The sequence below is a fragment of the Halalkalirubrum salinum genome (genome assembly GCF_005543295.1).
In the GTDB taxonomy this organism is placed as follows: domain Archaea; phylum Halobacteriota; class Halobacteria; order Halobacteriales; family Haloferacaceae; genus Halalkalirubrum; species Halalkalirubrum salinum.
This window is the reverse complement of sequence record NZ_SRSG01000023.1, coordinates 18135-41898: the sequence shown is the minus strand read 5'-3', so window position 1 is coordinate 41898 and position 23764 is coordinate 18135. Positions and strand designations below refer to the sequence as shown.

The 23764-nt window shown below is 56.3% G+C and carries 23 protein-coding genes and 2 pseudogenes; 8 read left to right on the top strand and 17 right to left on the bottom strand.

The annotated features are described in order from the left end of the window. Nucleotides 1–265: 265 nt before the first annotated feature. Nucleotides 266–1312 carry a zinc-dependent alcohol dehydrogenase gene (locus tag E5K03_RS09035; RefSeq protein ID WP_138006526.1) on the bottom strand — a complete coding sequence of 349 codons (1047 nt, stop codon included), beginning with the start codon at nucleotides 1310–1312 and terminating at the stop codon, nucleotides 266–268. Continuing rightward, nucleotides 1312–2091 (bottom strand): GTP cyclohydrolase III, encoded by a 780-nt coding sequence (locus tag E5K03_RS09030; protein ID WP_138006525.1) that lies wholly within the window; start codon nucleotides 2089–2091, stop codon nucleotides 1312–1314. The genes E5K03_RS09035 and E5K03_RS09030 overlap by 1 nt, the downstream gene beginning before the upstream one ends. Before the next feature lie 137 nt (nucleotides 2092–2228). Between E5K03_RS09030 and E5K03_RS09025 the strand changes: the two genes are divergently transcribed. Beyond that, entirely contained in the window at nucleotides 2229–3014 is a 786-nt protein-coding gene (locus E5K03_RS09025) for an HAD-IIA family hydrolase (RefSeq protein WP_138006524.1), read from the top strand. A gap of 16 nt (nucleotides 3015–3030) precedes the next feature. Here E5K03_RS09025 and E5K03_RS09020 read toward each other — a convergent pair whose 3' ends face one another. The 6 genes from E5K03_RS09020 to E5K03_RS08995 form a co-directional block, all read right to left on the bottom strand. Beyond that, on the bottom strand, nucleotides 3031–4443 hold the full coding sequence (locus E5K03_RS09020) for a sensor histidine kinase (RefSeq protein ID WP_138006523.1): 1413 nt from the start codon (nucleotides 4441–4443) through the stop codon (nucleotides 3031–3033). 70 nt (nucleotides 4444–4513) lie between these two features. After that, the gene (locus E5K03_RS09015) at nucleotides 4514–4912 is read right to left on the bottom strand and encodes an OsmC family protein (RefSeq protein ID WP_138006522.1); all 399 of its coding nucleotides are present in this window, start codon (nucleotides 4910–4912) and stop codon (nucleotides 4514–4516) included. A gap of 122 nt (nucleotides 4913–5034) precedes the next feature. Then, nucleotides 5035–5757, bottom strand: coding sequence for a metal-dependent hydrolase (locus tag E5K03_RS09010; RefSeq protein ID WP_138006581.1), 723 nt, complete (start codon nucleotides 5755–5757; stop codon nucleotides 5035–5037). A gap of 288 nt (nucleotides 5758–6045) precedes the next feature. Further along, on the bottom strand, nucleotides 6046–6300 hold the full coding sequence (locus tag E5K03_RS09005) for a hypothetical protein (protein WP_138006521.1): 255 nt from the start codon (nucleotides 6298–6300) through the stop codon (nucleotides 6046–6048). Nucleotides 6301–6351: 51 nt separating this feature from the next. Next, entirely contained in the window at nucleotides 6352–6573 is a 222-nt protein-coding gene (locus E5K03_RS09000; RefSeq protein ID WP_138006520.1) for a hypothetical protein, read from the bottom strand. A 5-nt stretch (nucleotides 6574–6578) separates the two neighbouring features. Then, on the bottom strand, nucleotides 6579–7166 hold the full coding sequence (locus E5K03_RS08995; RefSeq protein ID WP_138006519.1) for a DUF7437 domain-containing protein: 588 nt from the start codon (nucleotides 7164–7166) through the stop codon (nucleotides 6579–6581). A 107-nt stretch (nucleotides 7167–7273) separates the two neighbouring features. Here E5K03_RS08995 and E5K03_RS08990 point away from each other — a divergent pair, with 107 nt between their 5' ends. The 3 genes from E5K03_RS08990 to E5K03_RS08980 all read left to right on the top strand — a co-directional run bounded on the left by E5K03_RS08990 (nucleotide 7274) and on the right by E5K03_RS08980 (nucleotide 10744). Then, a complete protein-coding gene (locus E5K03_RS08990; RefSeq protein ID WP_138006518.1) occupies nucleotides 7274–7900 on the top strand; it encodes an IS607 family transposase in 627 nt (208 codons plus the stop codon). Further along, nucleotides 7893–9665, top strand: coding sequence for a zinc ribbon domain-containing protein (locus E5K03_RS08985; RefSeq protein WP_138006517.1), 1773 nt, complete (start codon nucleotides 7893–7895; stop codon nucleotides 9663–9665). The genes E5K03_RS08990 and E5K03_RS08985 overlap by 8 nt, the downstream gene beginning before the upstream one ends. 68 nt (nucleotides 9666–9733) lie before the next feature. Next, a complete protein-coding gene (locus E5K03_RS08980) occupies nucleotides 9734–10744 on the top strand; it encodes an NADP-dependent oxidoreductase (protein ID WP_138006516.1) in 1011 nt (336 codons plus the stop codon). A gap of 156 nt (nucleotides 10745–10900) precedes the next feature. Here E5K03_RS08980 and E5K03_RS08975 read toward each other — a convergent pair. Then, a pseudogene (locus tag E5K03_RS08975) lies at nucleotides 10901–11044 on the bottom strand (winged helix-turn-helix transcriptional regulator); the annotation flags it as partial. Between the two features lie 520 nt (nucleotides 11045–11564). On the opposite strand from E5K03_RS08975, the gene E5K03_RS08970 reads away from it, so the two are divergent. After that, the gene (locus tag E5K03_RS08970) at nucleotides 11565–12503 is read left to right on the top strand and encodes a hypothetical protein (protein WP_138006515.1); all 939 of its coding nucleotides are present in this window, start codon (nucleotides 11565–11567) and stop codon (nucleotides 12501–12503) included. A 498-nt stretch (nucleotides 12504–13001) separates the two neighbouring features. Here the strand turns inward: E5K03_RS08970 and E5K03_RS08965 are convergent, their stop codons facing one another. Further along, nucleotides 13002–14180, bottom strand: coding sequence for an outer membrane protein assembly factor BamB family protein (locus tag E5K03_RS08965; protein WP_138006514.1), 1179 nt, complete (start codon nucleotides 14178–14180; stop codon nucleotides 13002–13004). A 415-nt stretch (nucleotides 14181–14595) separates the two neighbouring features. On the opposite strand from E5K03_RS08965, the gene E5K03_RS08960 reads away from it, so the two are divergent. Next, nucleotides 14596–15708: a M48 family metalloprotease gene (locus tag E5K03_RS08960; RefSeq protein WP_138006513.1), complete on the top strand. Its 1113-nt coding sequence runs from the start codon at nucleotides 14596–14598 to the stop codon at nucleotides 15706–15708. Between the two features lie 278 nt (nucleotides 15709–15986). Here E5K03_RS08960 and E5K03_RS08955 read toward each other — a convergent pair whose 3' ends face one another. From E5K03_RS08955 to E5K03_RS08935, 5 genes and pseudogenes are all read right to left on the bottom strand, one after another. Further along, a complete protein-coding gene (locus E5K03_RS08955) occupies nucleotides 15987–18167 on the bottom strand; it encodes a heavy metal translocating P-type ATPase (RefSeq protein WP_138006512.1) in 2181 nt (726 codons plus the stop codon). A gap of 127 nt (nucleotides 18168–18294) precedes the next feature. Beyond that, nucleotides 18295–18480, bottom strand: a pseudogene (locus E5K03_RS08950) (universal stress protein); the annotation flags it as partial. A 231-nt stretch (nucleotides 18481–18711) separates the two neighbouring features. Continuing rightward, nucleotides 18712–19584, bottom strand: a complete 873-nt coding sequence (locus E5K03_RS08945; protein ID WP_138006511.1) for a universal stress protein — start codon at nucleotides 19582–19584, stop codon at nucleotides 18712–18714. A 250-nt stretch (nucleotides 19585–19834) separates the two neighbouring features. After that, entirely contained in the window at nucleotides 19835–20224 is a 390-nt protein-coding gene (locus tag E5K03_RS08940) for a hypothetical protein (protein WP_138006510.1), read from the bottom strand. 145 nt (nucleotides 20225–20369) lie between these two features. Beyond that, nucleotides 20370–20747, bottom strand: coding sequence for a YccF domain-containing protein (locus tag E5K03_RS08935; RefSeq protein ID WP_138006509.1), 378 nt, complete (start codon nucleotides 20745–20747; stop codon nucleotides 20370–20372). 324 nt (nucleotides 20748–21071) lie between these two features. On the opposite strand from E5K03_RS08935, the gene E5K03_RS08930 reads away from it, so the two are divergent. Together E5K03_RS08930 and E5K03_RS08925 are read left to right on the top strand one after the other, a co-directional pair. Next, nucleotides 21072–21716 (top strand): helix-turn-helix domain-containing protein, encoded by a 645-nt coding sequence (locus E5K03_RS08930; RefSeq protein ID WP_138006508.1) that lies wholly within the window; start codon nucleotides 21072–21074, stop codon nucleotides 21714–21716. 227 nt (nucleotides 21717–21943) lie between these two features. After that, nucleotides 21944–22297 (top strand): DUF7344 domain-containing protein, encoded by a 354-nt coding sequence (locus E5K03_RS08925; RefSeq protein WP_138006507.1) that lies wholly within the window; start codon nucleotides 21944–21946, stop codon nucleotides 22295–22297. 555 nt (nucleotides 22298–22852) lie between these two features. Here E5K03_RS08925 and E5K03_RS08920 read toward each other — a convergent pair. Together E5K03_RS08920 and E5K03_RS17915 are read right to left on the bottom strand one after the other, a co-directional pair. After that, nucleotides 22853–23011 (bottom strand): hypothetical protein, encoded by a 159-nt coding sequence (locus tag E5K03_RS08920; protein WP_171006650.1) that lies wholly within the window; start codon nucleotides 23009–23011, stop codon nucleotides 22853–22855. Nucleotides 23012–23441: 430 nt separating this feature from the next. Continuing rightward, nucleotides 23442–23675 (bottom strand): HalOD1 output domain-containing protein, encoded by a 234-nt coding sequence (locus E5K03_RS17915; RefSeq protein ID WP_171006649.1) that lies wholly within the window; start codon nucleotides 23673–23675, stop codon nucleotides 23442–23444. Nucleotides 23676–23764 lie beyond the last annotated feature (89 nt).

The following is a 23764-nucleotide window of genomic DNA, read 5'->3' as shown; positions in this document are numbered from 1 at the left end:
CGGCCGAGTCGTCCGATTTGGGACCTACTGCAGTATTTTCTGATTCACGTCCGACATTGTTCGGCGTATCCGGTGACATGTGTGTGTGTGGAGTATTAGCGGCGCTAGTAAATTAATTAACACAGACTAGTCTGGATCATATGTCGGACAACGTGACGTTCTCGTACACCAGCCTGACCTCACACGTCCGATAATGTGGTGTCGTCGCGCACTAGTCTGGTATCATACGTCCGATAACGTGGCGTCGCCGTACGCAAGACTGATCTCACACGTCAGGTAGCGTGGTATCGTCGTACTCAAGCAATGCGCAGACGCATTGCTCTGGCGTCGAGTTGAGTCGCTCATACGCGCGCTCAGCGTGTAAAAACGGCACCCGATCGGTCAGTAACTGATCCGCATCGATCGATCGAAGCTGCTCCCACGCGGCGTCGTAGCGACGATCCCGTGTCCACCGTCCGCGCAAGGATGGATCGAAGGTACTCACCTGACTCGAGATAACTTCGATTCGACTGCGGTGAAACCGACCCCCGAGATTCAGTTCGACCGGCTTGGTGCCGTACCACGACCCGAGGACCACGCGGCCGTCGTATCCCGTCACACCGACCGCGTCGTCCAGCGCCTCTGGGTTCCCGGAGATTTCGAAGACGAGGTCTGCGCCTGAGGGATCCGCATCGCCCGTCGGTGGGTCGATCGCGTCGGCCAGACTATCTGGGTGGACACTCGAGTCTGCACCCATCTCAATTGAGATCGCTCGTCGTTGTTCGAGCGGTTCAACGGTGACAAGCCGCTCGAGGGGAAATCCAGCGAGAACCGCGGTCAATGCGAGCCCGATCGGCCCCTGCCCGAAAACGACCACTCGCTCTCCGAGGATCGGTGCGCCGTCGTGTACAAGCGAAATAGCGGTCTCGATGGTCGGCAGCAACGTGGCGTGGGCCGGATCGATCGCGTCGGGAATCGCCACCACTGCATCCGGCTCAGTGCTAAAGTGCGTCTCGTGCGGGTTGAAGCCAAACACTGTCTCGCCGAGCCATCGATCAGACACCGCCGAGCCCGTCTCACGCACTGACCCAACCGCCGCATAGCCGTACTGCAAGGGATACGACAGCGAGCCCGAAAGCGAGTCAATCTTCGTGTCGGCGGCCATCTCGTCGGGTGCTTCGCCCCGGTAGACGAGTAGCTCTGTCCCAGGACTGATTGCAGAATACTCGGTATCGACGAGCAGTTCATCTGCAGCGAGATCGATAGCCGATCGCTCGCGGATCGACACCGATCGCGGGCCGGTGAAAAACAGCGATCGACGGCTGGCGGTCATCAGTCACTCGTTGCGTGTGCGCGTTGTCCGGCGAACTCGACTGTCGTCCCGTCGTACCGGCAGTCCTCGAGGGCGTGTTTCGCCGCGATCCCCGCGTCGTGAGCGGACTCTCCGCGGCCGACGCCGACCTTTAGCTCGACGCCAACGTCTTCGCGGACCGCATCGATCGCCGCCCGATACGCGCCCACATCGAGTGACGGACAGATCGCGATGATGTTGTCTCCGCCCACAAAAAACGACAGCGCGCCGTGTTCGCGCCGCATGTGTTCCATGAGCGAGGCGTAGCTTCGTTCGATATGGATGAACGAGTCAAACTCATTGAGCTTATCGGTGTACTTATCTGTCGCGTTATTGACGTCAAAATGCGCGATCGAAACATCATTCGGTGCCACCGCAGAGAGATATGAGCCGCCGAGAACCTCTGTCCGATTCGCGTCCTGGGCACTTCCCGCCGCCTGCAGACGCTCTGTGGCCGCCGATAGCGCTTTGGCAGGCGTTTCGGCGACACCAATCCCGAGGCTGATCGTCACCGGATAGCGGTTCCGCACGCTCTCTTGCAGCGTCCGGTGATCGCGCTCGTCCATCCCATTCGTCACCGCGATCATGTTGTCAAACCGTGTAAAAAAGACGTAGCCGTCCCGACTCCCGATAAACTGAGCGATGTCCGCAAATAGGCGGGATTGCAAGGTCTGGAGGTCCATCTCCCGGCGTGGTTCGGGCGTGACCGTCCACGGTCCGTAGTTGTCGATCTGGATGAGCGTCAACTGGGTTCTCGTCACAGTACACGTTGGTTCGGTTTGCACAAGGTAGTGTCTTTCCGTTTTTGTTGGGCGTCACATTCGCGGAATGAGCCCGGCAGGTGCCAATGCAAATGAGCGATCGGCGAATACAACTACAGAGATCACGTACTATGGGTATGGACTATCAGGCTGCGATTATTGACGTCGACGGGACGATCGTCCGTGGCGATACGCCAATTGACGGAGCCGATCGCGGGCTCAGTGCGATCGACGGTGCCGGGCTGGATCGGTTGTTCGTCTCGAACAATCCAACGAAACGCCCCCCAGCGTACGAGCGCCGGCTCACGAGTGCGGGGTTCGATGTCGACGCAGCGGAGGTCATCACTGCTGGAACTGCAACGACATCGTACTTAGACGAAGAGTACCACGGTGACACGGTCTACCTCGTTGGCGAGGCTGAACTGGCCGAACAGTTCACCGATGCGGGGATTACAGTGGCCAATCACCCCACTGATGCTGACGTGTTCGTTGCGTCGATCGACTTTGCGTTTAGTTACGACGACATGCAACAGGGGCTTCGAGTGCTCGCAGATCCGGAGGTCCCGTTTATTGGAACTGACCCCGATATCGTCATCCCGACCGACACGGGCAACATTCCGGGATCTGGCGCGATTATCGGCGCAATCGAGACAGTTACCGAGCGATCGGTCGACGTCATCTGTGGCAAACCCTCCACGCACGTCGCATCGATGGCACTCGATCGCCTCGGAGATCCTGCACCCGAGCGCTGTCTTGTCATCGGCGATCGTCTCGACACCGATATTCTCCTTGGCGATCGGGCCGGGATGACTACTGTTCTCGTCCAGACCGGAATCACCGACGATCGTCGACTGGCAGACTCACCTATCGAGCCCGATTACGTGCTGGATTCGATCAGTGAGATCGATTGCGTGCTTGGCTGATCGAGCGAACAATCGATCAACGCCGCTCTCGATCGTCGGCATCAGCGATCGGCAACTCAACGACGAATACCGAACCCGCTGGGTCATTGTCTTCCACCCAGACTGTTCCGCCATATAGCTCTGTGAGGCTCTTGACCAGGTATAGCCCGATCCCTGTCCCTGCGCTCTCGAGACCCTTCTCGCCCTTGCCAAAGATGTCTTCTTTTTGATCGTCCGGTATTCCGGGGCCGTTGTCAGCGATCGTTACCTGTACTGATCCGTCCGTTCGTGTTGCTGAGACGGTCACTGTCGGCACCTTCTTGTCGTTGTGTTGGATTGCGTTCGACAGGAGATTGCGAAACACCGAATCGAGCATCTCGTCTGCGATGACAGTGGTCTCTCCCGTCGTCTCCTCGACGGTTATCGCGGCGTTCGGATACTCAGCACGAATCGCGTCAAGTTCGCCTTCGAGCGTGCTCCACAGATCGATCGGTTTGTGATCGCTTTCGGTCGAGAGCATTACGTCGGCCATGTCACGGGCGGTCTGAGTCAACTCAACGGCGTGTGTAGCGTATTTCTGGATAATCTCAACGTAGGAGTGTGCCTCCTCGTCGACGTGATCTGCAACCATATTCGCATACGCCGTGACCAACTGCAGATCGTTTCTGATGTCGTGTCTGACCATCTCGTTCAGAATCTCGAGGTTGTCGCGCTGCCGTCGCAGCTGTTTTTCGTACTCTTTCCTGCGGGTGGCATCCTGAAATACCTCATAACAGTATTCGGCTCCCGTGTCGTCGGTGACGAGTAAGCCAGTAACGATCACGTCTTTCGTGTCACCCGCCATCGTCTGGATCACCGCCTCGTATCGGACACGCTCGCGACCGCGTTCTACTAATTCCGTTACCTTCTCACGCCTCGATGGTTCGAGGTAGAACGTATCGATCCCGCGATCACGCAGGGTCGCCACAGAATCAACAGCAAAAAGCGACTGCGCAGTCGGATTCGCGTACTCAACTGACTTTAGGTCAGACAACTTTGTTCGGAGAATCCCGATCGGTACGTGGTCAACAACCTGGCTTTTGAGTTTCCCTCTGGCTGCGCAGGGCGATTGCGAGCAGATTCGTGCGATCGCCAGACTGTCTTTAGCTGTCTGAACTGTCGACAGGGCAGTGTCGACTTGCATTGCCCCAGATGCCGTCTCAAGCGAGACGGTGATACTTTCTGCGTCCGAAGCGGCCGCCCGAAGCGTTGTAAGGACGTTGCCATCCCCGGCATTATCGCTAAATAGCGACTCGATCGACGTGGGCCCCATATTACCTTCCTCGTCTCCACACAGTGTATCAAAACGACGATTGCGCTCGCGCACCTCCCCTGTGTTGGGATCGAATACGACGAGAGGGTCGCTAGATTGCTCAAAAAGCGCACGATAGGCGTCGTCGTGGAGACTCATATGCTGCTGTTGGACCACAAAAAGTAAGCCGTTTTGAACTGCGTCGCCCCTTTCGGGCTGTGAGACCGTCTCAGAACGCGCCGCCGTGGACGGTCACGTCGGCGTGGAGTTCGGGTTTCAACGCCGAGTGAACGTGGCAAATACCCTCTGCGCGCTCGGTGATCGCGTCGAACTGTTCGTCACTGAGATCGGCTTCGACGTGAATCGTAAATCGAACCGCCGAGAGGTCGTCCTCGTCGTCGAGATCGGCTTCGGCGTCGATCTGTACCTTGCCGAGGTCGTCAACGCGTTCTTTCTGCGCGCCGACGCGGAACGCCGGCAAGAAACAGGACGCATAATCGGCGACGAGAACGGCGTTGGGATTCGGGCCGGCCTCATCGAGTGCGTCGATCGATAGCTCGAACTCCCCGACTTGACTCGTGCTTGCAAACCCTTCCTCGCTAACTGTGGTGGTTTCGATATCCGTCATTGCATTCAAAGAGACGGTCGGAACGGTCCTAAAGATTGCTTCATTGGTCGGCCCTCGCGCACGAGTGACCTTCCCCCCCGTTTGCCCTCAAGAACTGAGCTAGCAGCCGCCTCGATTGGCCGCTACAACTCGAACGTCTCGTCGCCGTCGAGAACGTGTACCTCGGTATCGCTGCCGGTCGCTTTGACTTCGCGAACGAAGTCCTCAGTGTCGATTTCGATCGGCGGGAACGAGTCGTAGTGCATCGGGAACGCGTGCTTGACGTCAAGCCAGTCGACAGCGATTGCGGCTTGCCACGGCCCCATGGTAAAGTGGTCGCCGGCCGGAACCGCCGCGGCATCGGGTTCGAGATATGGTCCGATCACGTCACGCATCTCCGACATGAGACTCGTATCGCCCGCGTGATAGAACGTCGTCGAATCCTCATCAGCGATCTGTGTCGGCTTCGTATCGCTCACGACGAACCCAGCGGGCATGCCCGCAGACGTATCATAGCCCGTTTCGATGCCGTTGCTGTGGTCTGCGCGAACCATCGTGACGTACGCGTCGCCGCATTCGACGGTTCCACCGAGGTTCATGCCCATCCCGCCGATCGCGTTCTCCAGGCCGAACTCGTCGTTCACGTACGACGCGAGTTCCGGCGTCGCCACAACCGTCGCGTCGGGGAACGCGCCGGCGTGTGCGATGTGGTCGGCATGGCCGTGAGTCAACAGTAGATAGTCTGGATTGTCGATATCTTCGGGTTTGAGATCCGTCTTCGGGTTGTCGAAGAACGGATCGATGAGCAGGCTCGTGTCGTCTACCTGGACGTACCACGTCGAGTGGCCGTGCCACGTGAGTTCCATCGTCATAATCCACCTAGACGTACCGGACAAATCCACATAACAGTTGTTGCCAGTGTGATGGAAGCAGATTATACATCGCAGAAATCCTCCGAGAACGCTCCGGAAGGGTCATTGGGCCCGTTATTCCACATCGGAACTCGAGGCACGTGACAGCAAGAAGACGACGATACCCTCAACAGGAGATCAAGTCCAATCAGGACAGGGATATTCGGCGAACTCGGGCGCTGCTGGACGTCGCCGAACGGTACTGCTCGAAATCCGACTTCTCGATGAAGTCGCTTGATCCAGTCACTCGGTGAACTGGTATCTCTTTTCGATAGTGTTGACAAAATCGAACGCGTTGACCAATTGGACGTGATTCTCGTAGTTGTGTTGGGAGAGCGCTCGCTCAATGCCGCGGAATGCAGCTTTGTCATTCGTATCGATCGCGATCGAATTTGTGCACCCGTCTTCGAAAAGTGTAGCAGCTGCTCCACCCACTTCCGCTTGCTCTATCGTGTGCTCGGGACGATCTGTGGCAGCAGAAATATAGTGTCGAACCATATCCCTCGTGGTAGAAACAACGGGATTCGAATAGTCTGGTTCCTCTAAGACCTACGCCCAGCCGGCTTCGATCGCATCGTCAATTGGCGGTTGGCCATGGGGATAGAATTCTGGCGTGAGTTCTTCATACACTCGTTTAGGGAGTAAAAGCACGATATCGTGTTCGGTCATCGCCCGCTCAAGCAGGCCAATTGTATCGTGGCGTTCGAATCGAATGAAGAGGTTCGTGTCGATGAGGTGGCTCTCGACATCGTGAAAGAGTTGCTCCGGCACGGTTTTTACTCGTCGACAGCCTCGTCTACTGCTGCATCCAACGCCTCGATATCGAGTTGAGTCAAGCTCTCATCCTCTACATCCAAGAGAATTTCCTGGAGTTCATCGAGGATTGTTTCGGCTTCGAGGACAGGAATCTCCTGTTCACGAGCCATTATCCGGGCATTCATCTCCGATTTTGTGTAGGCCCGAGCGTATTCGATGGCTGTCGCCAGACCACTCACTCCGTGACGTCCGATGTAGAGCTCGATATTCTCGTACGAATCGCGTTGAGCAAGGGCGACGAGGAGTGTTGGAGTGATTTGGAATGTTTCTTCTCCCGTCTGAATGGTCATATCAACCCGACGAGCTCGGTAGCGGTGCGGTTGGGAATCGGTCACGCGCTCGAGGACGCCAATCTCGACGAGGTGCTTGACATCATCGTAGACAGTGGTTTGGGAGCTCGTAGAACGGCTGGCAAGTTCCTCGACAGTCGGGGTATCGAGTTTCAGTACCCTGGCGTACAGACGCGCCAACCGGTTTTTTTGAATGACGTCAGAGACGGCCAGCATCGTATCCAGCGGGTGTGGATCAGAGACAGCTGATTCAGCCATGTATTTTAATTTCCGCGGAATATATGAAGTCGTGTCGGTGGGGTAGTGTAACTGTTATAAAATCCAGTATTTATAAGTAGCTACCAGTAATAAACAGTAACATCAGGATGCCACGGTCGTACTCGATTGGTGAGTTCGCGGACGAACTCGGTGTTCACGTCCAAACCGTCAAACGCTGGTGTCGCAACGACGATCTCGACTACACCCGAACACCCGGCGGTGAACGTCGAATTCCACACCGAGAACTCCGCCGACTCGCAGGCGACACCCGCCCAACAGACTGTGTTGCACTCTACGCCCGCGTCTCAAGTCACGGCCAGAAAGAAAACGGCGACCTCGACCGCCAACTCGACCGACTCACAGAATACGCTCACGACCACGGATGGAGTGTCGAAAACACCTATACCGACGTTGGAAGTGGCCTCAATGAAGACCGCCGTGGGCTCAACTCCCTTCTCAATGACGTACAAGAAGCCGACTACGGGCGCATGCTCGTGACTTACGAGGACAGACTCACTCGGTTTGGCTTCTCGTATCTCGAACGGTATTTCGACTGCTACGGCGTCTCCATCACCGTCACCGAAGACGAGACGGACAAATCTGCACAGGAAGAACTTGTTGATGACCTCATCAAACTCGTCGCCAGCTTCAGCGGCAAACTCTACGGAATGCGCTCCAATAAAAAACAGCAGGTCGTCAATACCGTCGAATCAGAGGTGAAACCCGATGAGTGACCACCTTTCACTCCCAATTCGCTTGCCAGACGAAGAGGACAACCGATTCGAGCGACTGGCAATACTCACTCAGCGTGTCGCCAACCACGTCCTCGAAGACCACTGGACGCCAGTCCATCTGGACGGGATTGCTGACGCATCGCATCAGGCGTGGAAATACTTCGATGAACACGAACCGTTCGAAGAACTCGACCTGTATCTCCCCTCGCGGTTTCGACGGTGCATCTTGCAGAAAGTCGGGGAAACGCTCCGCAGTCACGCCGACCGCCGAGACGCCTTCCAGTCTATCCAGAGCGTGTTGCCCGAGCATAAAATCCGACGCATCCACCGTCGTCGCATCAAAGAACAACTCTGGGATGACGGTGACTACCTCTCGTCTGGCTACGTTGACATCCTCATCGACCAACTCACCAGCTACTACGACCGTCACGGGGCGTATCCAGCCACGTACTTCGAAATGCAGGACTGTCCTGAGTACGATAGCGGCGTCTTGCCGTTCTCTGCGGACGACGGCCCAACGAGCGGCCAAGCCGTCAAATACCAGTACGACGCCGACAGTGAGATGTTGATCATCCGGCTCAAGACGCCAGACACGCCGTCGCCGGAGACACGAGGGGACTGGTCGTGGACGGAGTACGAGCGCGACGGCTACGAAGCGTTTCACGAGCTACTGTCCTACGGTGATCTCTCGGCTCCTGAGTTCCAACTTTCCCGGCGAAAGACCGGTGACGCCTATTACGAACTGTCCTTTCCCGTCGAAGTCGATCAGATAGAGACGAACGACGACGTTGATTGCGTGCTAGCCCTCGACGCTGGGATGCGGAAAGATATGACTGCCGTGGTGGTCACTGACGACGGCGAACAACTGTCTCAGCCACATTTCATCCAGTTCACTGACCGTGACGGGATGCGACGGCTCCACCGTGAACGAACCCGCCTGAACGACCGCCTTGCCGCGTTGCGCCGTGATGGTCGCTCGCATACTGATGAGTTCGCGCACATCCAGAGCGAATACGAACGGGTAAACAGCAAGATTCGGCACAAGCGCGAACAACTGACGCACGATGTAGCCAACCAGGTTCTCGCACTTGCGCTCACCTACGACGTGAACGCGATTGTCCACGAGGATTTGCGGTCGCTCTCCCCACCGGGTGACGAAGGCACGTTGTCGTGGGAATTGTCGTCGTGGGCGCGGCGTGAGATCATCGAGAACATCGAATACCGAGCAGACTGCGCTGGAGTAGCTGTTGAACGAGTCTATCCACAGGGGACGAGCCGGTCGTGTCCCCGGTGTGGCTCAACCGGCCACACATGCAAATCGCCCGACCACCAGCAAGAACACTGGTGGGGCGGGCATTTCCGGTGTGACAACGCCCGGTGTGGGTTCGAAGGCGACCGGGATTACATCGGGGCGCTGAACGTCGCCCGTGTGTTCTTCAGCGACACGGATGAGCTAGACCACGGTTTCACATCCTCCTACACGGGGGACTGTGAAACCGTGCTAGCTGGCCGTTCCGCTGGTGAGCGAAGCGCAGCTTCGCGATCCACGTCAGAACTCGCTTCTGACGCTGGCACGCGGCTCACGTTCGGGTCTGGCATCGTCGCCTACGAACCCGACCAAGCAGCGGCGACCGCTGGTGGTGGGTCGGCTGTCATAGCGCCCGCTGTCGCCGTGCCCGAGTCGAATGCGGATGGTAGTGATGGACGTGGCCCAGTCGTCCAACAGTGTACCCGTTTTATACGGTGTGCTACTGAAAGCTACTGAAAATTGGAACGGTCGATGGATTAAGACAGACCCCGAACACTCTTTGACGTCACGGGTGGACTAGTTGTGTGACAGAGACAAATCGCGGATGGTACCTTGCAGAGCGACCAACAGGGGAACCGGACATGGACGATTTCGAACTTCGGGACGGAGAGGTTCCAACAGCCAGCGAAGGAGAGTTGCTCGTTCGTGTCAAGTACCTTTCTGTCGATCCGTATATGCGTGGCCGGATGCGAGACAGAGAGTCGTATGCGGAGCCGTGGGCTGTCGGCGATATACTCAAAGGCGGTATCGTCGGCGAAGTCGTCGAAAGCAACAGCGACCACTACGACGCAGGAGAGTTCGTGACCGGCGAAGGAACATGGGCCGATTACAGCGTTCTCGATGCTGCCGATGTCGCCCCCGTTGATCCCGACGTTGCTGCGCTGCCGGCGTACCTCGGCACACTCGGGATGCCTGGTCGGACAGCGTACTTTGGCCTGCTTGAGGTCGGAGCGCCTGAGCCCGGTGATACTGTCGTCGTGTCCGGAGCTGCAGGGGCGGTTGGATCGGTTGTTGGACAGATTGCCAAACTGAACGGCTGTCGGGTCGTGGGATTCGCCGGGACGGACGAAAAGACTGACTGGCTTACTGACGAACTGGGATTCGACGCAGCAATCAACTACAACAAAACCGACGACTATGGCGCTGTTCTTGAGGAAGCTGCGTCGGAGGGCGTCGATGTTTACTTCGATAACGTCGGCGGCCCGATCACGGACGCGGTGTTTACAAAACTCAATCTCGATGCTCGTGTGGCGGTCTGTGGACAGATCGCGCACTACAACGACGAGGAGGTGCCGATGGGCCCCAGAAAGCTGCCGCAGCTCATCGCACCGCGTGCGAAAGTACAGGGATTGCTAATTACCGACTACGCCACGCGATTCGAAAAAGCGAACGAGCGACTGACGACATGGGTTGCGAACGGTGATCTCGTCCACCGCGAGTCGATCGTCGACGGCTTAGAGAACGCACCGGACGCGTTTCTCGGCCTGTTCTCTGGTGAAAACATCGGCAAACAGGTCGTCCGAGTGGCAGAGTAACGGCTGTGTGGTACAGCCATCGGTACACCTGTGGTCCCGAGAGCGGAATGTTTCAGACGAAAGAACAGGCAGTATCGTAGACGACGGCTCCTGTTGAGATAGAAACAGCCCCTTGTGAATAGTTCTAGGACACCCTCGTTACTACAGAAATCGAAGCTAAAGTTCGTACTCGATCGCCCAGTGGTGGAGGTGCGCGAATACGGGGAACAGCTGTTCTGTCTTCTCCGTCGGTGTGTATTCTATGCGAGGCGGGACCTCGTCGTAAGCCTCACGATCGAGCAGCCCTGCTTTTGTCAAATCCTGTAAACGATCACGGGTCGGGTGACCCGTGGTGTTTGTAGTTCCCTCAGCCTACACCAAGACCACTCCATGCGAAGCGATTTCGCGGGATTAGGATGGGCGGTTTACTGAGCGCCTCGACCCAGACAGGTTCACCTTCCGAACCAACGGTTGGATTTTGTGAGTCCGGTAATTAACCGATTCAACGTCTACACAACGTCTTTCGCCCACGGATCAGGTGTTGAGCATATTGGAGATTTACGAAAGCCGAAACCGTTCGTTTTCGGAAACCCGTGGAACCCTCGCTGTTTCCTTTAGATATATCGAATGTTTCCATCGGATAGTCGATGTACGATCGCATCGATGCTGGAACCGGCGTACGCTGCTGGATGTCGTATCCTGAGGGTACGAGAGCATTAGCGACTTCTTCGTTCGAAATTATTGGAAAGACATTGCGGGCAGTGACCGGACCGTCGTAACGTGCGGTCGGTGGCGGTGAGCACTCAAAACACCTATATCATCAACAGTCAGATTCGTCGGTGTGCCTCTCTCTGCACAACGGTATCGCCTCGCTGCATCGCTCTCGCCGCCCGTTGAACTGAACGTCGTGGTGATCGTTTGTTTTGCGGCGAGCATCTCGTCTGTCGTCATCCGTCATATACTCCTTCCGTTCATTCCCCCGACAGAGCCGTTCATCGTCCTCAACGCTGCCCATGCCGTGACGTATGTCGGTGGCGTGGTCGTCGCGGCACTCGTCTACGTCCGGTCTCGAAATCTCTCCGTCGACGCGGGGCACCCATACCACGTAACCGCCGGCGTGGCTTCGATTCTCACTCCGCTGGCCGTCATCGCGATCGGTATCCTCGCGCGAGCGATATTCGGCATTGATGTGGTTTCGGAACTCTTCTCCTCGAACCGATTCGCCCCGGTAGTCCCCGACTGGTACATCATTGTCAGTGCCGCCTCCAATGCAGCGTGGTTCGCCGCAGGGTACGCTCTCATCGTCTGCGGCGTTGCCTACGAAACTATCCGTCGACGCGTCAGCCTATCCGACCGTGACGCCCTCGTTCTCACCGCCGCTGTCATCGTTATCCTCCGATTCTTCCCTGTCTCTGTCGAGACGATTACCCAGTTGAGCGTGGGATCGCTCTCGTCGATCGTGCCAAGACAGTTCGCCTTGATTGCGTTCGGCATCGTCGCGGCTTGCTGCATTGCTGCGGCCGTTGGCGTCATCTATCGCGCCGTCGACGCTGGGGACGTGATGATCGCTGTCTCGCCACTGTTCGTACCGGTGTATGCGGTAGCTGCTGTCGGCCTATTCGTGCTGGTAGTCGATCCGTACACGCCTATTGAGGAACTTTTCTACGTCGTCGCGTTCACGTCCGCTGCAGCGGGTTACGCGCGGACAAAGTCGATTTGGACGGCCGTCACCGCACTCTTCGCATTCGAATTTATCGTCCAGGTTGCACCGGTCGTCTGATGTAAATGAGAGTCGTAAAGGAACTCATAGTAGGAGGAATTATTATCATCTACTAGTTCAGCACTTCCCCTATGGAAGCCCCGAATCCCTCCAAAAATGGTCTATCCCTGTTTAACACATAACCACGTGTTGGCTCTCCTCTTAGGCGCGAGAACACTTCTGACGTTTGGAGTTGAGCGAGTACTGTACGTGGCCACCGGTCAACAGCTCGATAACATTCCCACGACTTTAATGGGACTAATTACTCCGCTACCATCTCGTCTTGCCCCCGAGTACCGATTCACCTACGTGGCTCATTTTCCTCGCCTTTGCGGGAGCATTGATGGCTCTCGTAAGTGTAGCGCATCTCGTTGGTCGACTCGTTCGATCGGCGTGCCAGAAGCGTCTAAAACGAGACCAAATTCGGTACTGCATACTCATTGAGTAGGAACGCGATAGGTACTCCGAGGCCGGGCAGATGGTGCAGTTGCGGAATTGATTGCGACTCCGCCGTTCGGCTCACGATTCCTCTTCGGACGGAAGGTCACCAAGGGTAGAAACGCCGCTGCTCTCGTTACTCACGAAATAGACTGCACCGTCCGCTAGTACCGGGGCAGTCGACGGGTAGACGTCGAATCCTTCAAGCGAGTGTTCCCACCGCAGATCGCCCGTCGATCGGTCGAGCGCAGCAATACCCGCCGCGTTCGCCTCAGGAAGACTTTCCGCGGAAACGACGATCGTCTCGCGGCCGAGACTCGGTCTCGCGGCGACGCCCATACTACTGGTCCATTGGGTCGATCCGTCGTCGACTGAGACGGCGACGAGCGCCGGGTCGTTCGATCCGATGAACACGAGTCCGTCCGCTACGGCAGGCGGTTCGGCGATCCGATCACCGAAAGTTCCAAGCTGACGCATCCGTTCACCGGTATCGTGGTCATGGATAGCGAGCACACCGCCGTCACACACTAGAACACCAGAATCAGTAGCGACAGGCGAGGTGTCTGGCTGATTGAGTTCGACCTCCCATATCTGGGAACCGTCCGTCGCAGACAGTGCCTGCAGCACCCCTGTATCGCCATCCTGCTTGTATCCAGTGGTGTACACCACATCCTCGTATATCGCCACCGTGCTTGCGGAGACTGTTCGGCCCGTCCAGAGTTGCGCACCGTCGGTGACGTCATATGCGACGAGCCCCACACCATCGCGCCGAGCTTCGAGCGGAACCACAACCTGCGAACCATCGGTCGTGAGTGGATCATTCGCACGGCGCGGAAGCGACTCTGACCACTGCTCGGAGCCATCCTCGATGGCCAACGACACGAGGTGGTCGTCAGCTGCGACAAGTACCTGCTCGTCAGCGATCGCCGGCGTTTCGTCTGTCGTTCCCTCGAGTTCCTGTTTCCATTCTTGTTCCCCGGTTTTCGCATCAAGGGAGGTGACGCTATCTGCGGCGGAGATCACGAGACCGTCGGCAACCAGCGGTTCCGCAGACTGTGCGTCACCGGCATTCCAGGCCCGATTTCCTCGATCGGGAACGGTGACATCGCTCTCACCGCGCTTTCGACTGTCGAACGCATACTGGTGCCACTGACCGGTCGGATCGTCCGGCAACGCTCGATCAGAATCTCCGAAGCCGAGACATCCCGCTACTGCGGCAATCGATCCGACAGAGCCTGCGAGAAACGTTCGTCGACGCATCGCTATTTCGGCCAGCCTCCGTTGGGACTGACGCCTGTTCTATGTATTCGTATGGGGTCAATAGCGGGGATCACTACTTCGCTGGAAGATTGTGAACCTCAAAAACGTTCAGCTTCATAAAAGGAGTGTTTGACTCTACTCCGATTTTATATGTGAAATCCTCTCATCTCTCCGTTATGTAAAGACGCCAGTATTTGGGTGCCGGGGTCGTCGGACTACTGGCGTGGATCGCCGGCTGTAGCGGGATGTTGCCTCGGTCTGACCAGGAGACTGCCGGAAATTCTGGGGCCGTAGAGGAGAACCAAGGCAAATCAATACCACAGGAAAAGACGGTCGTGAACGGCCTGCTGCTGACGTTTGTAATCGTGGCCCGGAAACGAATATGTTACACTCCCGGATTATAAACTCCTCATCTATGTCCCTTGCCCTCCAAATTGGGACTGCACTTGGGTTTGTACTCGTGACGCTCCCAGTGTACTGGGTGGCTGCCCGAGTGAGTCTCCGAACGTCCGCCCCGACAATCTGGCTTCGTCGCCTCCTCATCACTCTTATTCCCGCCGGGGCACTCGCGTATCTTCTATCCAGATTCGCCGGGACCGGAGAAGTCGCACAGCAGGCCGTCACGATACTTTTCCCGGCTGCGATCCCGACAGCAGTGACTGCGACTGTGGGCGATGTTGCAGCGCAGTTCACGCTGTTTCTCTCGGCCGCCTGTATGACACTCGCTGCGTATGCCGTCACTGTGCCCGCGATCCGAGAGACAAGAGAGATTGACCTCTCGACGTGGACAGCGATTCGTCGAGTCGGCCGGTTCGCCCTCGTCCTCACGGGGTTTCTGACGATCCTGTTCGTCCCGTTCGAACGGATCGTAATGGGAGAGAATCTAGGATTCACTCCAGTGACGCTTATACTGGTTATATTTGCATTCCCGTTCGTGACGCCGGCTCTGCTTCGTGTCTTCCGGTCTGTTCGTGAACCTACCCACGAGGAGCGCGATCGCCTCAAATCGTTGTGTGAGCGTGCTGGTCTAGACGTGGACGGCGTCTGGATTTTGACCGACGCCGATGAGACGCTAGAGATCCACCTGCGCGGACTCCCGGGACGACGCCACCTGTACATTTCAGTATTCGGGCTGGAGAGGTTCGACGACGAAGCACTGGGTGCAGTACTGGCGGCGAATGTCGGGGGTATTGCGCACCATTACCGGGCGATCAAGCTCTATCCGCTGTTCGGATTCCTTATCGTTGGCATCGCAACGTTCGCGTGGGGATCAGCACTGTGGTATGCGATTATGATCGGGAGTGCACTCATCGGCTGGCTGCCAGTACTGTGGGCAGCGCGGCAGGCGGTCCGACGCGGAGACGACTACGCCGCCGACCAAGTGGGCGCAGCGACTGTCGCTGACGCTTTCGAGCGGATGGCCACAGAACAGAATGTCGACATCCCATCAGGTGGCGTTGGGACGATATTCAAAAGCCGTCCGCCATTACAGGATCGCATCGATCGTCTGCGGGAACGTAACAAGTGAATACTATACTCAAAGGTATTTAACAAAAAAGCTGAGCAGAGTGGCGTACTACAGTGGTCTGAGTGAACAACAACGCTTTATACTTGAGTTCACCCAGAGCAATATAGTAGCGTTTGCAATTATCTTCCCACTTCAATTCAGAATCTGTTGGAACAGCCTCTCTCGAATCAGATATGGTGATGGCTGCTGAAAAGAGTTGCAAACGCTACTATATTAAACCAGTACTTCCAAAGCTATCGATCCAACTACTTCGAGTTCGGTATCCGGTCAGAGAGTATTCACCCACGATAGCCGAGCAATCGAAGGCCGTTCAGCGAGACGAGAACTGTCGAGCCCTCGTGACCGACCACTGCGAGCGGGAGCGGGATACCCCAGATGAGGATCGTACCGACCATGAGTGCAATCGCCCCGAACGCAATGGCGAGATTTACAGTGAGTGTCCAGCGAGTCTTCCGTCCCAGTCCGAGGACATATGGAATCTTACTGAGATCGTCGCCCATTAGCACCACATCGGCGGTTTCGAGCGCGACGTCTGTCCCCGCCCCACCCATTGCAACGCCGAGGGTCGCTGTGGCGAGCGCCGGTGCGTCGTTGACACCGTCGCCGACCATCGCTACGTTCTCGTATCGTTCGATCAAGTCCTCAATGGTAGTCACCTTTTCGCCCGGGAGGAGTTCAGCCTGTACTTCGTCGATGCCGACCTCGTCAGCGATTTGCTGTGCGACGCGCTCGTTGTCGCCTGTCAGCATCACGATGTGCTCAACCCCGAGCGAGCGGAGGTCGTCGATCATCTCGGCAGCGCCCGGTCGAACCGTGTCAGTGAACGCGAGCCATCCCAAAACGATGATGTCGTCATCCTGCTCTCTGGCGACGAGGACGCTTGTTTTTCCCTCTGCCTCTAGTGCTTGGAGCCGGTCTACCCCTAGTTGGAGGCCATCGATTGGTGCGTCTCCTACCACGGTCTCGAAGTAACTTCGATTCCCAATGTGGATGGTTCCGTTTTTAACATCCGCTTGGACCCCCTTCCCAGCGACTGATTTAAATCGTTGTGCACTAGGCACCTCCAACGACTGCTCTTCGGTCGCCGTCACGGTCGCACGAGCAAGATGATGCTCCGACCGGGCTTGCACCGCAGCTGCGAGCGAGAGCAAATCGTCGTCAGTGAGGGCACCGTCATCCACGCCCTCGCGGACGAAGACGTCGGTCAATTGCGTGTCGCCCTTCGTGAGCGTGCCTGTCTTGTCGAATGCGACCGCGTCGATAGTCGCTGCCGCCTCAACGTGCTCGCCACCTTTGAATAGGACGCCCTGTCTGCCGCCGGACGCGATCGCCGAAAGGACCGCCGCAGGCGTCGAGATGATGACTGCGCACGGCGAAGCGGCGACCATGAGCGTCATCGAACGGTAGAACGTGCTGGTAAACTCGCCGCCGAGCGCGAGGGGGATCGCAATCGCTGCGATTGTGAGTGCGAACACCCCGATGACGTACGGTTGTTCGAGGCGGTCGATGAGCCGCTGGGTCGGTGCTTTCTCGCTCTGTGCGCGTTCGACCATGTGGATAAGGCGGGTGATTGCCGATTCGTGAGCCTGCCGCGTGACTTTGATTTCGAGGCTCCCGCTCTCGTTGATCGTCCCACCGAATACATCGTCGCCGCGTTCCTTCGGCACGGGCACCGACTCGCCGGTGAGCGACGCTTGATTGACGGTCCCCTCACCGGACGTGACGACGCCGTCCAGCGGAATTCGGTCACCAGGTCGGACGACGAACACGTCGCCGACGGCCACTTCGTCAATGGGGACTGTGACTTCCTCACCGTCGCGCAAGATTTGCGCCTCGTCCGGTCGCATCCCGACAAGGGATTTGATCGCCCGGCGCGAGCGCCCGATGGCGTAATGCTGTAGCGTGTTCGACAGCGAGAATAGGAAGAGAAGCATCGCACCCTCGAACGGTGCCCCAATCGAGAGCGCACCGAGTGCGGCAACGATCATCAAGAGGTCAATATCGACTGCGCGGTGGCGGAGCGTCTCGATTGCGCCTTTGAGTCCGTACCAGCCGCCGAAGACGTATGCGACACCGTAGCCAGTCCAGATGAGTAGTGGTGGTCCATCGAGCCACCCTGTTACGAGACCGGTCACCATGCCGAGCAGCGTCAGACCGACGAATACGGCTTCACGTCTGAGTTCCGAGCGGGAAGCCACCTCGTTGGTTGCCGTGTCGGGTTCGTCCCGGATCGAGACGTCGCGGTCGCGGACCGCTTCTCGAAGCCGTTCCTCTGAGGTGGCGCTCTCGTCGTAGCTGATCCGAACGCTCCCCGTTCGGAACGAGACGTCAACATCGTGGACGCCAGGTGCGTCCCGGAGGTGTCGTTCGACTGCTCGCGCCCCTGCTTCGCCACGACCACCTCTTCGTTCGATTTCGATGGTAAACGTCGATAACGGAGGAGATTCAGTAACAGTCACGTGATCACTCCAAACTGTTTGTGTTGACTTTGCATTGGAGGTATGTTACTGTGTCCTTGTCTAAGGAGATACGAGAGCGGGTTCTCGACACCTCGGCGCGCCTTACTATCCCTCTTGTCCGAACAACTCAGCTGATGATCGTCACAGGAATTTGTGCTCGACGAGTGACTGTCTCGGCAACGCTCCCGAGGAGAGTCCGGTCGATTCCTGAGCGGCCGTGGCTGCCCATGACGATTTGATCGGTGTCGTGGTCGTCAGCGTATTCGATCATTGCACGTGCTGGCTTGCGGACTGCCGTGACAGTATCGAGTTCGGTATGTGTCGACAGTGGAAGAGCAAAGCGAGCGGGATTGGTGTACCGGCGTCACAGGCTGCGGCCGCGGGCTGACTGGGGTCAGTCCATTTCTAGTTGTTCTCCTCACCGTCGGCGTCATCTCGATGTGTACCGGCAGCTACTGTGGATTATCGGTGGGGTTTCGCTCCTCTCCTGTAGTATCGGTCCGATCGGATAGAATTTTGACAGCCGATCGCTTCCGCCGTGCGTTCAGTCGTCTTCAGGTGGTGCCACAGTCAAGACGGGTACATCTGCGAGACGGACAATCTTCTCGGTGACACTACCGAGTAAGTATCTGTTGAGCCCAGTTCGGCCGTGTGTCCCCATTACGATGAGATCGATATCGCGTTCGTTGACGTAATTGAGGAGGGCTTTCGCTGGCGCTCCGCTGAGAACTGACGCTTCAACGGATCGCACATTCGCCTCGTCAGCACTGTCGAGAATATTATCGACCGCCTTTTTCCCCGCCTCTTCTAACGCATCGAGAACCTCAGCACTCCCGAACTCTGCATAAAATGGGGTCAGGTCGGTGATATGAACGACGTGCATTGACGCACCGATCGCCACTGCGAGCGATATCCCGTGCTCTGCAGCAAAAATTGCTGCGTCACTCCCGTCTGTCGGCACAAGAATCGTCTCGAACCCCGGAGCAAGGCTGGCGTCTTCATGGACAGTGAGAACCGGTACTGGCGAGACGCGTAACGTCCGTTCAGTAACGCTCCCAAGGACGAACCGATTCAGCCCTGTTCTTCCGTGGGTCCCCATCACGATCAGATCTACGTCGTTGTCTGCAGCGTAGTTGTTGATCGCTTGGTGTATTGGCTCACTTGTTTCTATGAGGTCAGTCGTCATCGCGACTCCAGCTTCCGTTGTCTGTTCGACGAATCTCGCCAGTGTCTCCTCTCCACGTTGGGTTAGTTTCTCGGTCGCATCTAGTTCGACTCCCGGTGGAACGTTATCCCGCTCAGTGACCGTGATTGCGTGGATTGAGGCATCGAACCGTTGGGCGAGCACAAGCGCCGCGTCGGCTGCCGTTTCTGCTGCCTGACTCCCATCTGTCGGAACAAGAATGGTATCGTACATGTTCTGATGGTACGACCCGATAGATTAAGATACTTCAGGGCATCTCACCGGTTTCAGGTCAACACATGCAGGCTTGTACGCCGCTGTATCGGTCGAATTGTCTGGGTTTTATGAATGTTTTCGAAGAGTGTTACGTTTCGTAACACTCATTTAGTGTCCAGTTCGCCCTTGCTTACACTCTGTCCGGCTCGCCCTTGCTTACACCCTGTCCGGCTCGCCCTTGCTTACACTCTGTCCGGCTCGCCCTTGCTTACACTCTGTCCGGCTCGCTCGTCGGTGTAAGCGGCTTGACCTGGAACACGTAGTCTTCGTAGGCGCTATCAAGATTTGTCGGGCTTTCTTCGTCTGCGTGGTCTTGACATAAGACGGCCATTGCCTCAACTGCACCGTGACCTGTTTCTTCTTGGTACCGTTCAAGAACCGCAAACGTCGCCGGTTCGTCGCAACCACGGCGGTGGCACTGACGCGGCGAGTCTGGGCTATCGTCATCTTTACCGTGAGCTCCCTCAGTCTCATCCACTGTTTCCACAGGTGGTTCGACTTCGTCCGCACGGGTGCGCGCCTCCGCCATCTCGCGCTCTTGCTGGCGTTTTTCTTCCCGATCGGCTTGGTTTTCGCGCCCCTCTTTTGTGTCTGCCATCCCGTTCGATATCGGGATCGAACGGCATAATTCTGTGGTCGACACGCAGTCTCCTACATAAAACGCGAGGTACAAGCTGTCTAGTGATGTTGGAGTGATCGAGGAATAACGGCCGACAGCAATGATCAAGCCGTGACCGCCACGATCACCCGTGGAATCGGTACAGCGACGTGACGTATGGGAGCCGGTTGAGCATCCAGATCGCGATCGGGAGGCCTACGATTGTGATCGCCAGAATGGACGCGATGTTCGCCCAAAGGAGACTCAGCCACCATCCCACGAAGACGAAGTAGATCGCTCGAAGGAGGAGCGAGCGTTGGCCTCGCTCGGATTCAGGTTCCGAAAGCGACCGCGGCTCCGCGAGGGTGAGCACTGTTGGGACGAGGTTGATCAGCTTGATTCCGATCGGGATCAGGACGACCGTGACATTGAGCGCCCATGCGGTGTTGACGACGACCGGTGTTGCCCACCAGCCGACAAACACGAACCACAGCGCGCGTACGAGGAGGGATCGTTGTGTCATAAGTTATTGTAGGTTGCCAAAGGATAAACTGGTGTCGTCGACCCCGTCACCCCGCAAATTGACTGCAAACCGCGGTACGGCGTCGAAGTACGCCACCGGCGAGGATACACTACAGGACCGGAGAGGGCGGACGGATTCGAGCGGGAGAGAGCGGGCGGGAGCGAACCCGATGATAGAGCAGATTGGCCCCTAATGCGACGGGGCAAGACGCGAAAGAACCCGTACAAACATTTTCAACGCCTGACAGGCAGGGGTGACTATCGCATATTCATATACCATCTTGACTAGCGCGTATTCATATCATATAACACCATTTGATCAGGTATGAGTGTCGTTGCAGAGTTCACCATCGATGCCGATGAATTCCTCCTCGGACAAATCTTTTCGCAGGACTCAGTTGCCCACCTCGAATTGGAGTGCGTTGTCCCGGCAAGTCGTCAGATAATGCCATATGTCTGGATATATGGGAACGGACTTGATCAAACAGAGTCATCCATCCGCGACAGCGAGCAAGTCGAAACCCTCACAAAATTAGATCAAACAGACGACAGTGCGTTGTATCGCATCGAGTGGGGGGACGAACAGGAAGGACTCATTGATGGGATAATCGAGACTAACGCAACGATTCTAGAGGCCCGTCGAAAAGAGAAGTGGTTCTTTCGAATCCGTTTTGATTCTCACAGACAACTTACTGCGTTCAATACCTTTTGTCGACGACACAGTATCTCTGTCAAACTGCACAACTTGTATTCGTTGACAGACAGTGGAACGCCTCCGAAGTTCGAGTTGACCGATTCACAACGAGAGACGCTATTCCAGGCGGTGAGAGATGGGTATTTCGAAGTGCCTCGTCGAACGACACTCGGCGAGGTCGGGGATAAAATCGGAATCACCGAACAGACTGCCTCGGAGAACCTCCGAAGAGGGGCCAACAAAGTGTTAAAGAACGTCTTACTGGGGCAGCGATGATGTCTGTTTAGCCGAATAGAGTTCACGTGTGATTCTGTGGACAAAGCCGCTTTGATCCGTGCAATTGGCTGAGCCACCGATTATAACCGGGACTAGCGATCTCACAATTAACGGGGCGAAATATGATCTCTGCCATATGTCACTGCTGAAGTATTTCAACAGACGGATTTATATTGCCTTACATAACAGGTGAAGGCTCACTATAGGCGGCATCGAACTCTTAAATAATGCCACCAGTTGACCAGAAGAATTGGAACCAGATCTATACAGCCTTGGCCCGTGAGGAGAGACGTGAGTTGCTTCGATATCTCCAACACATGCAAAAGGCGCAACTCGAGGATGTGGCACAACACCTCCTCGAGTGGGAGCATGGTTCTACTGAGGAGGACTTCTCCGCGATCAGGCTCGGACTTTACCACATGCATCTCCCAAAACTGGCCGAAGCCGGACTTCTCACCTGGGACTCACAGCAAAACCAGATTACGCTGACCACCCTTGGCACACAGCTGCCTGCGGAGTTCATCAGTCCAATCTTAGTACCATCAATAAACGGTGGCAATAGAGGAGCGATAGTAGACTGAAACTGTAGTCCGCTTTGCTGATGTGGTGACGTCACAAGCGGGGCGTGGCCGGGGGCCGTATGCACGTAGTAGGCGCGTACCTGCTGATTTGTCATAGAATCATAATATACGCCGGTAAGGCTATGACTGTTGGTAACTCAGAGCATCTGAGGAATAGTACTACTAATGATAGAAAATTGGCCAGATGTCTGTAAGCGGTGCAACAGTCCCACCCGGGGTGACAACGTTGTCGTACGACACTCTCGATCGGATCCGTTGCAAGTCTCTGAATGTGCTCGCTGTGGCGCGATCGTCTCGATTGGCGGTCATCAATGGTAGCCGTTCTCTCGGATAACCGTCCAGCCTGCAGGAACGCTTTCCTGGATGGGTAGCCGATATCACACCTACCGCAGGCGTTCGAACGCACTGTTTCAGCTCTTTTCCATGCAGCAACCGTCTACTCAACTGTTCCACCCACCAACCATCTGGCGGGTTGTGTGCCGAAGCGGTTGCGAGCCCAAGTCACTTGTCAAGATCATCAGCGATCTGTTCGAAAGATTGGCGCAACTCGTCGAATCATTGTCCTCGGCGTACCTCGTCTTCGCCTCTGTCGAACTCGACAAGCTTCATATCGGCTAACTCGGGGAGTAGATTGTGATGGAGTTCATAACAGATCGTGAGGTACTCCGCTGAGTCCAGTGTCTCTCCCTCACAAAGAATCGGATCTGCAACCATCGCACGCTCGTCTAGGAGCGCATCTATAGTAGCGTTTGCAATTATTTTTCCACTTCGATTCAGGAACTGCCGGTTCACGTTCTCTCAGACTGTATTTCGAGGTGGCTCTTGCAAAGAGTTGCAAACGTTACTATAATACTCGCCGCTGTTGGGCTTCGAGCACCTGTTCGATACGATCATCCGTAGAGTGTGCTTATTTCAAAAATCTATTTCCGATCGACCGACTCTCATTGTCGGTCTCGCTGTGCGATCGCTTTTTTTACGTCCGTGACAATCACGTTCCATGCAGGATGGCCGGCCCCATCCCGACAGTTGAATCGGCCCTCGACGATGACTCAACGCTCGTAGATTCTCGGAAGAAGCGCTTTTACTTCGGCGTTCAACGGCACTTTTGACATAATCGGGAGATCCTCAGAAGTCATTCCCGGCGTCAGTTTCGTAGGTATTCGCCGTGGGTCCTTTTTTCATCTATGCTGAATACAACGGAGCAGTATACTGTTATCGCGTGGCACTCATGAGTGAATGTAACGTGGAAATCTCCAGTTGTCCCGTACCGAACACTAAAGAGTGCGTCCAGCGCATCCGGATCGTCAGTTGAATAGAGCGGATCCAGTGCAACAGGGTCGGTATCCAGTAGGTCTGCCAGCGTTGCAATAATCGTCATACTCGCAGGTGTTTTTTCATCGAACTGGGTACGAACAGTCCCAGACCTCAGCGGGTGCTCAACCGCTTCAACGCTAATCCCAATCCGGT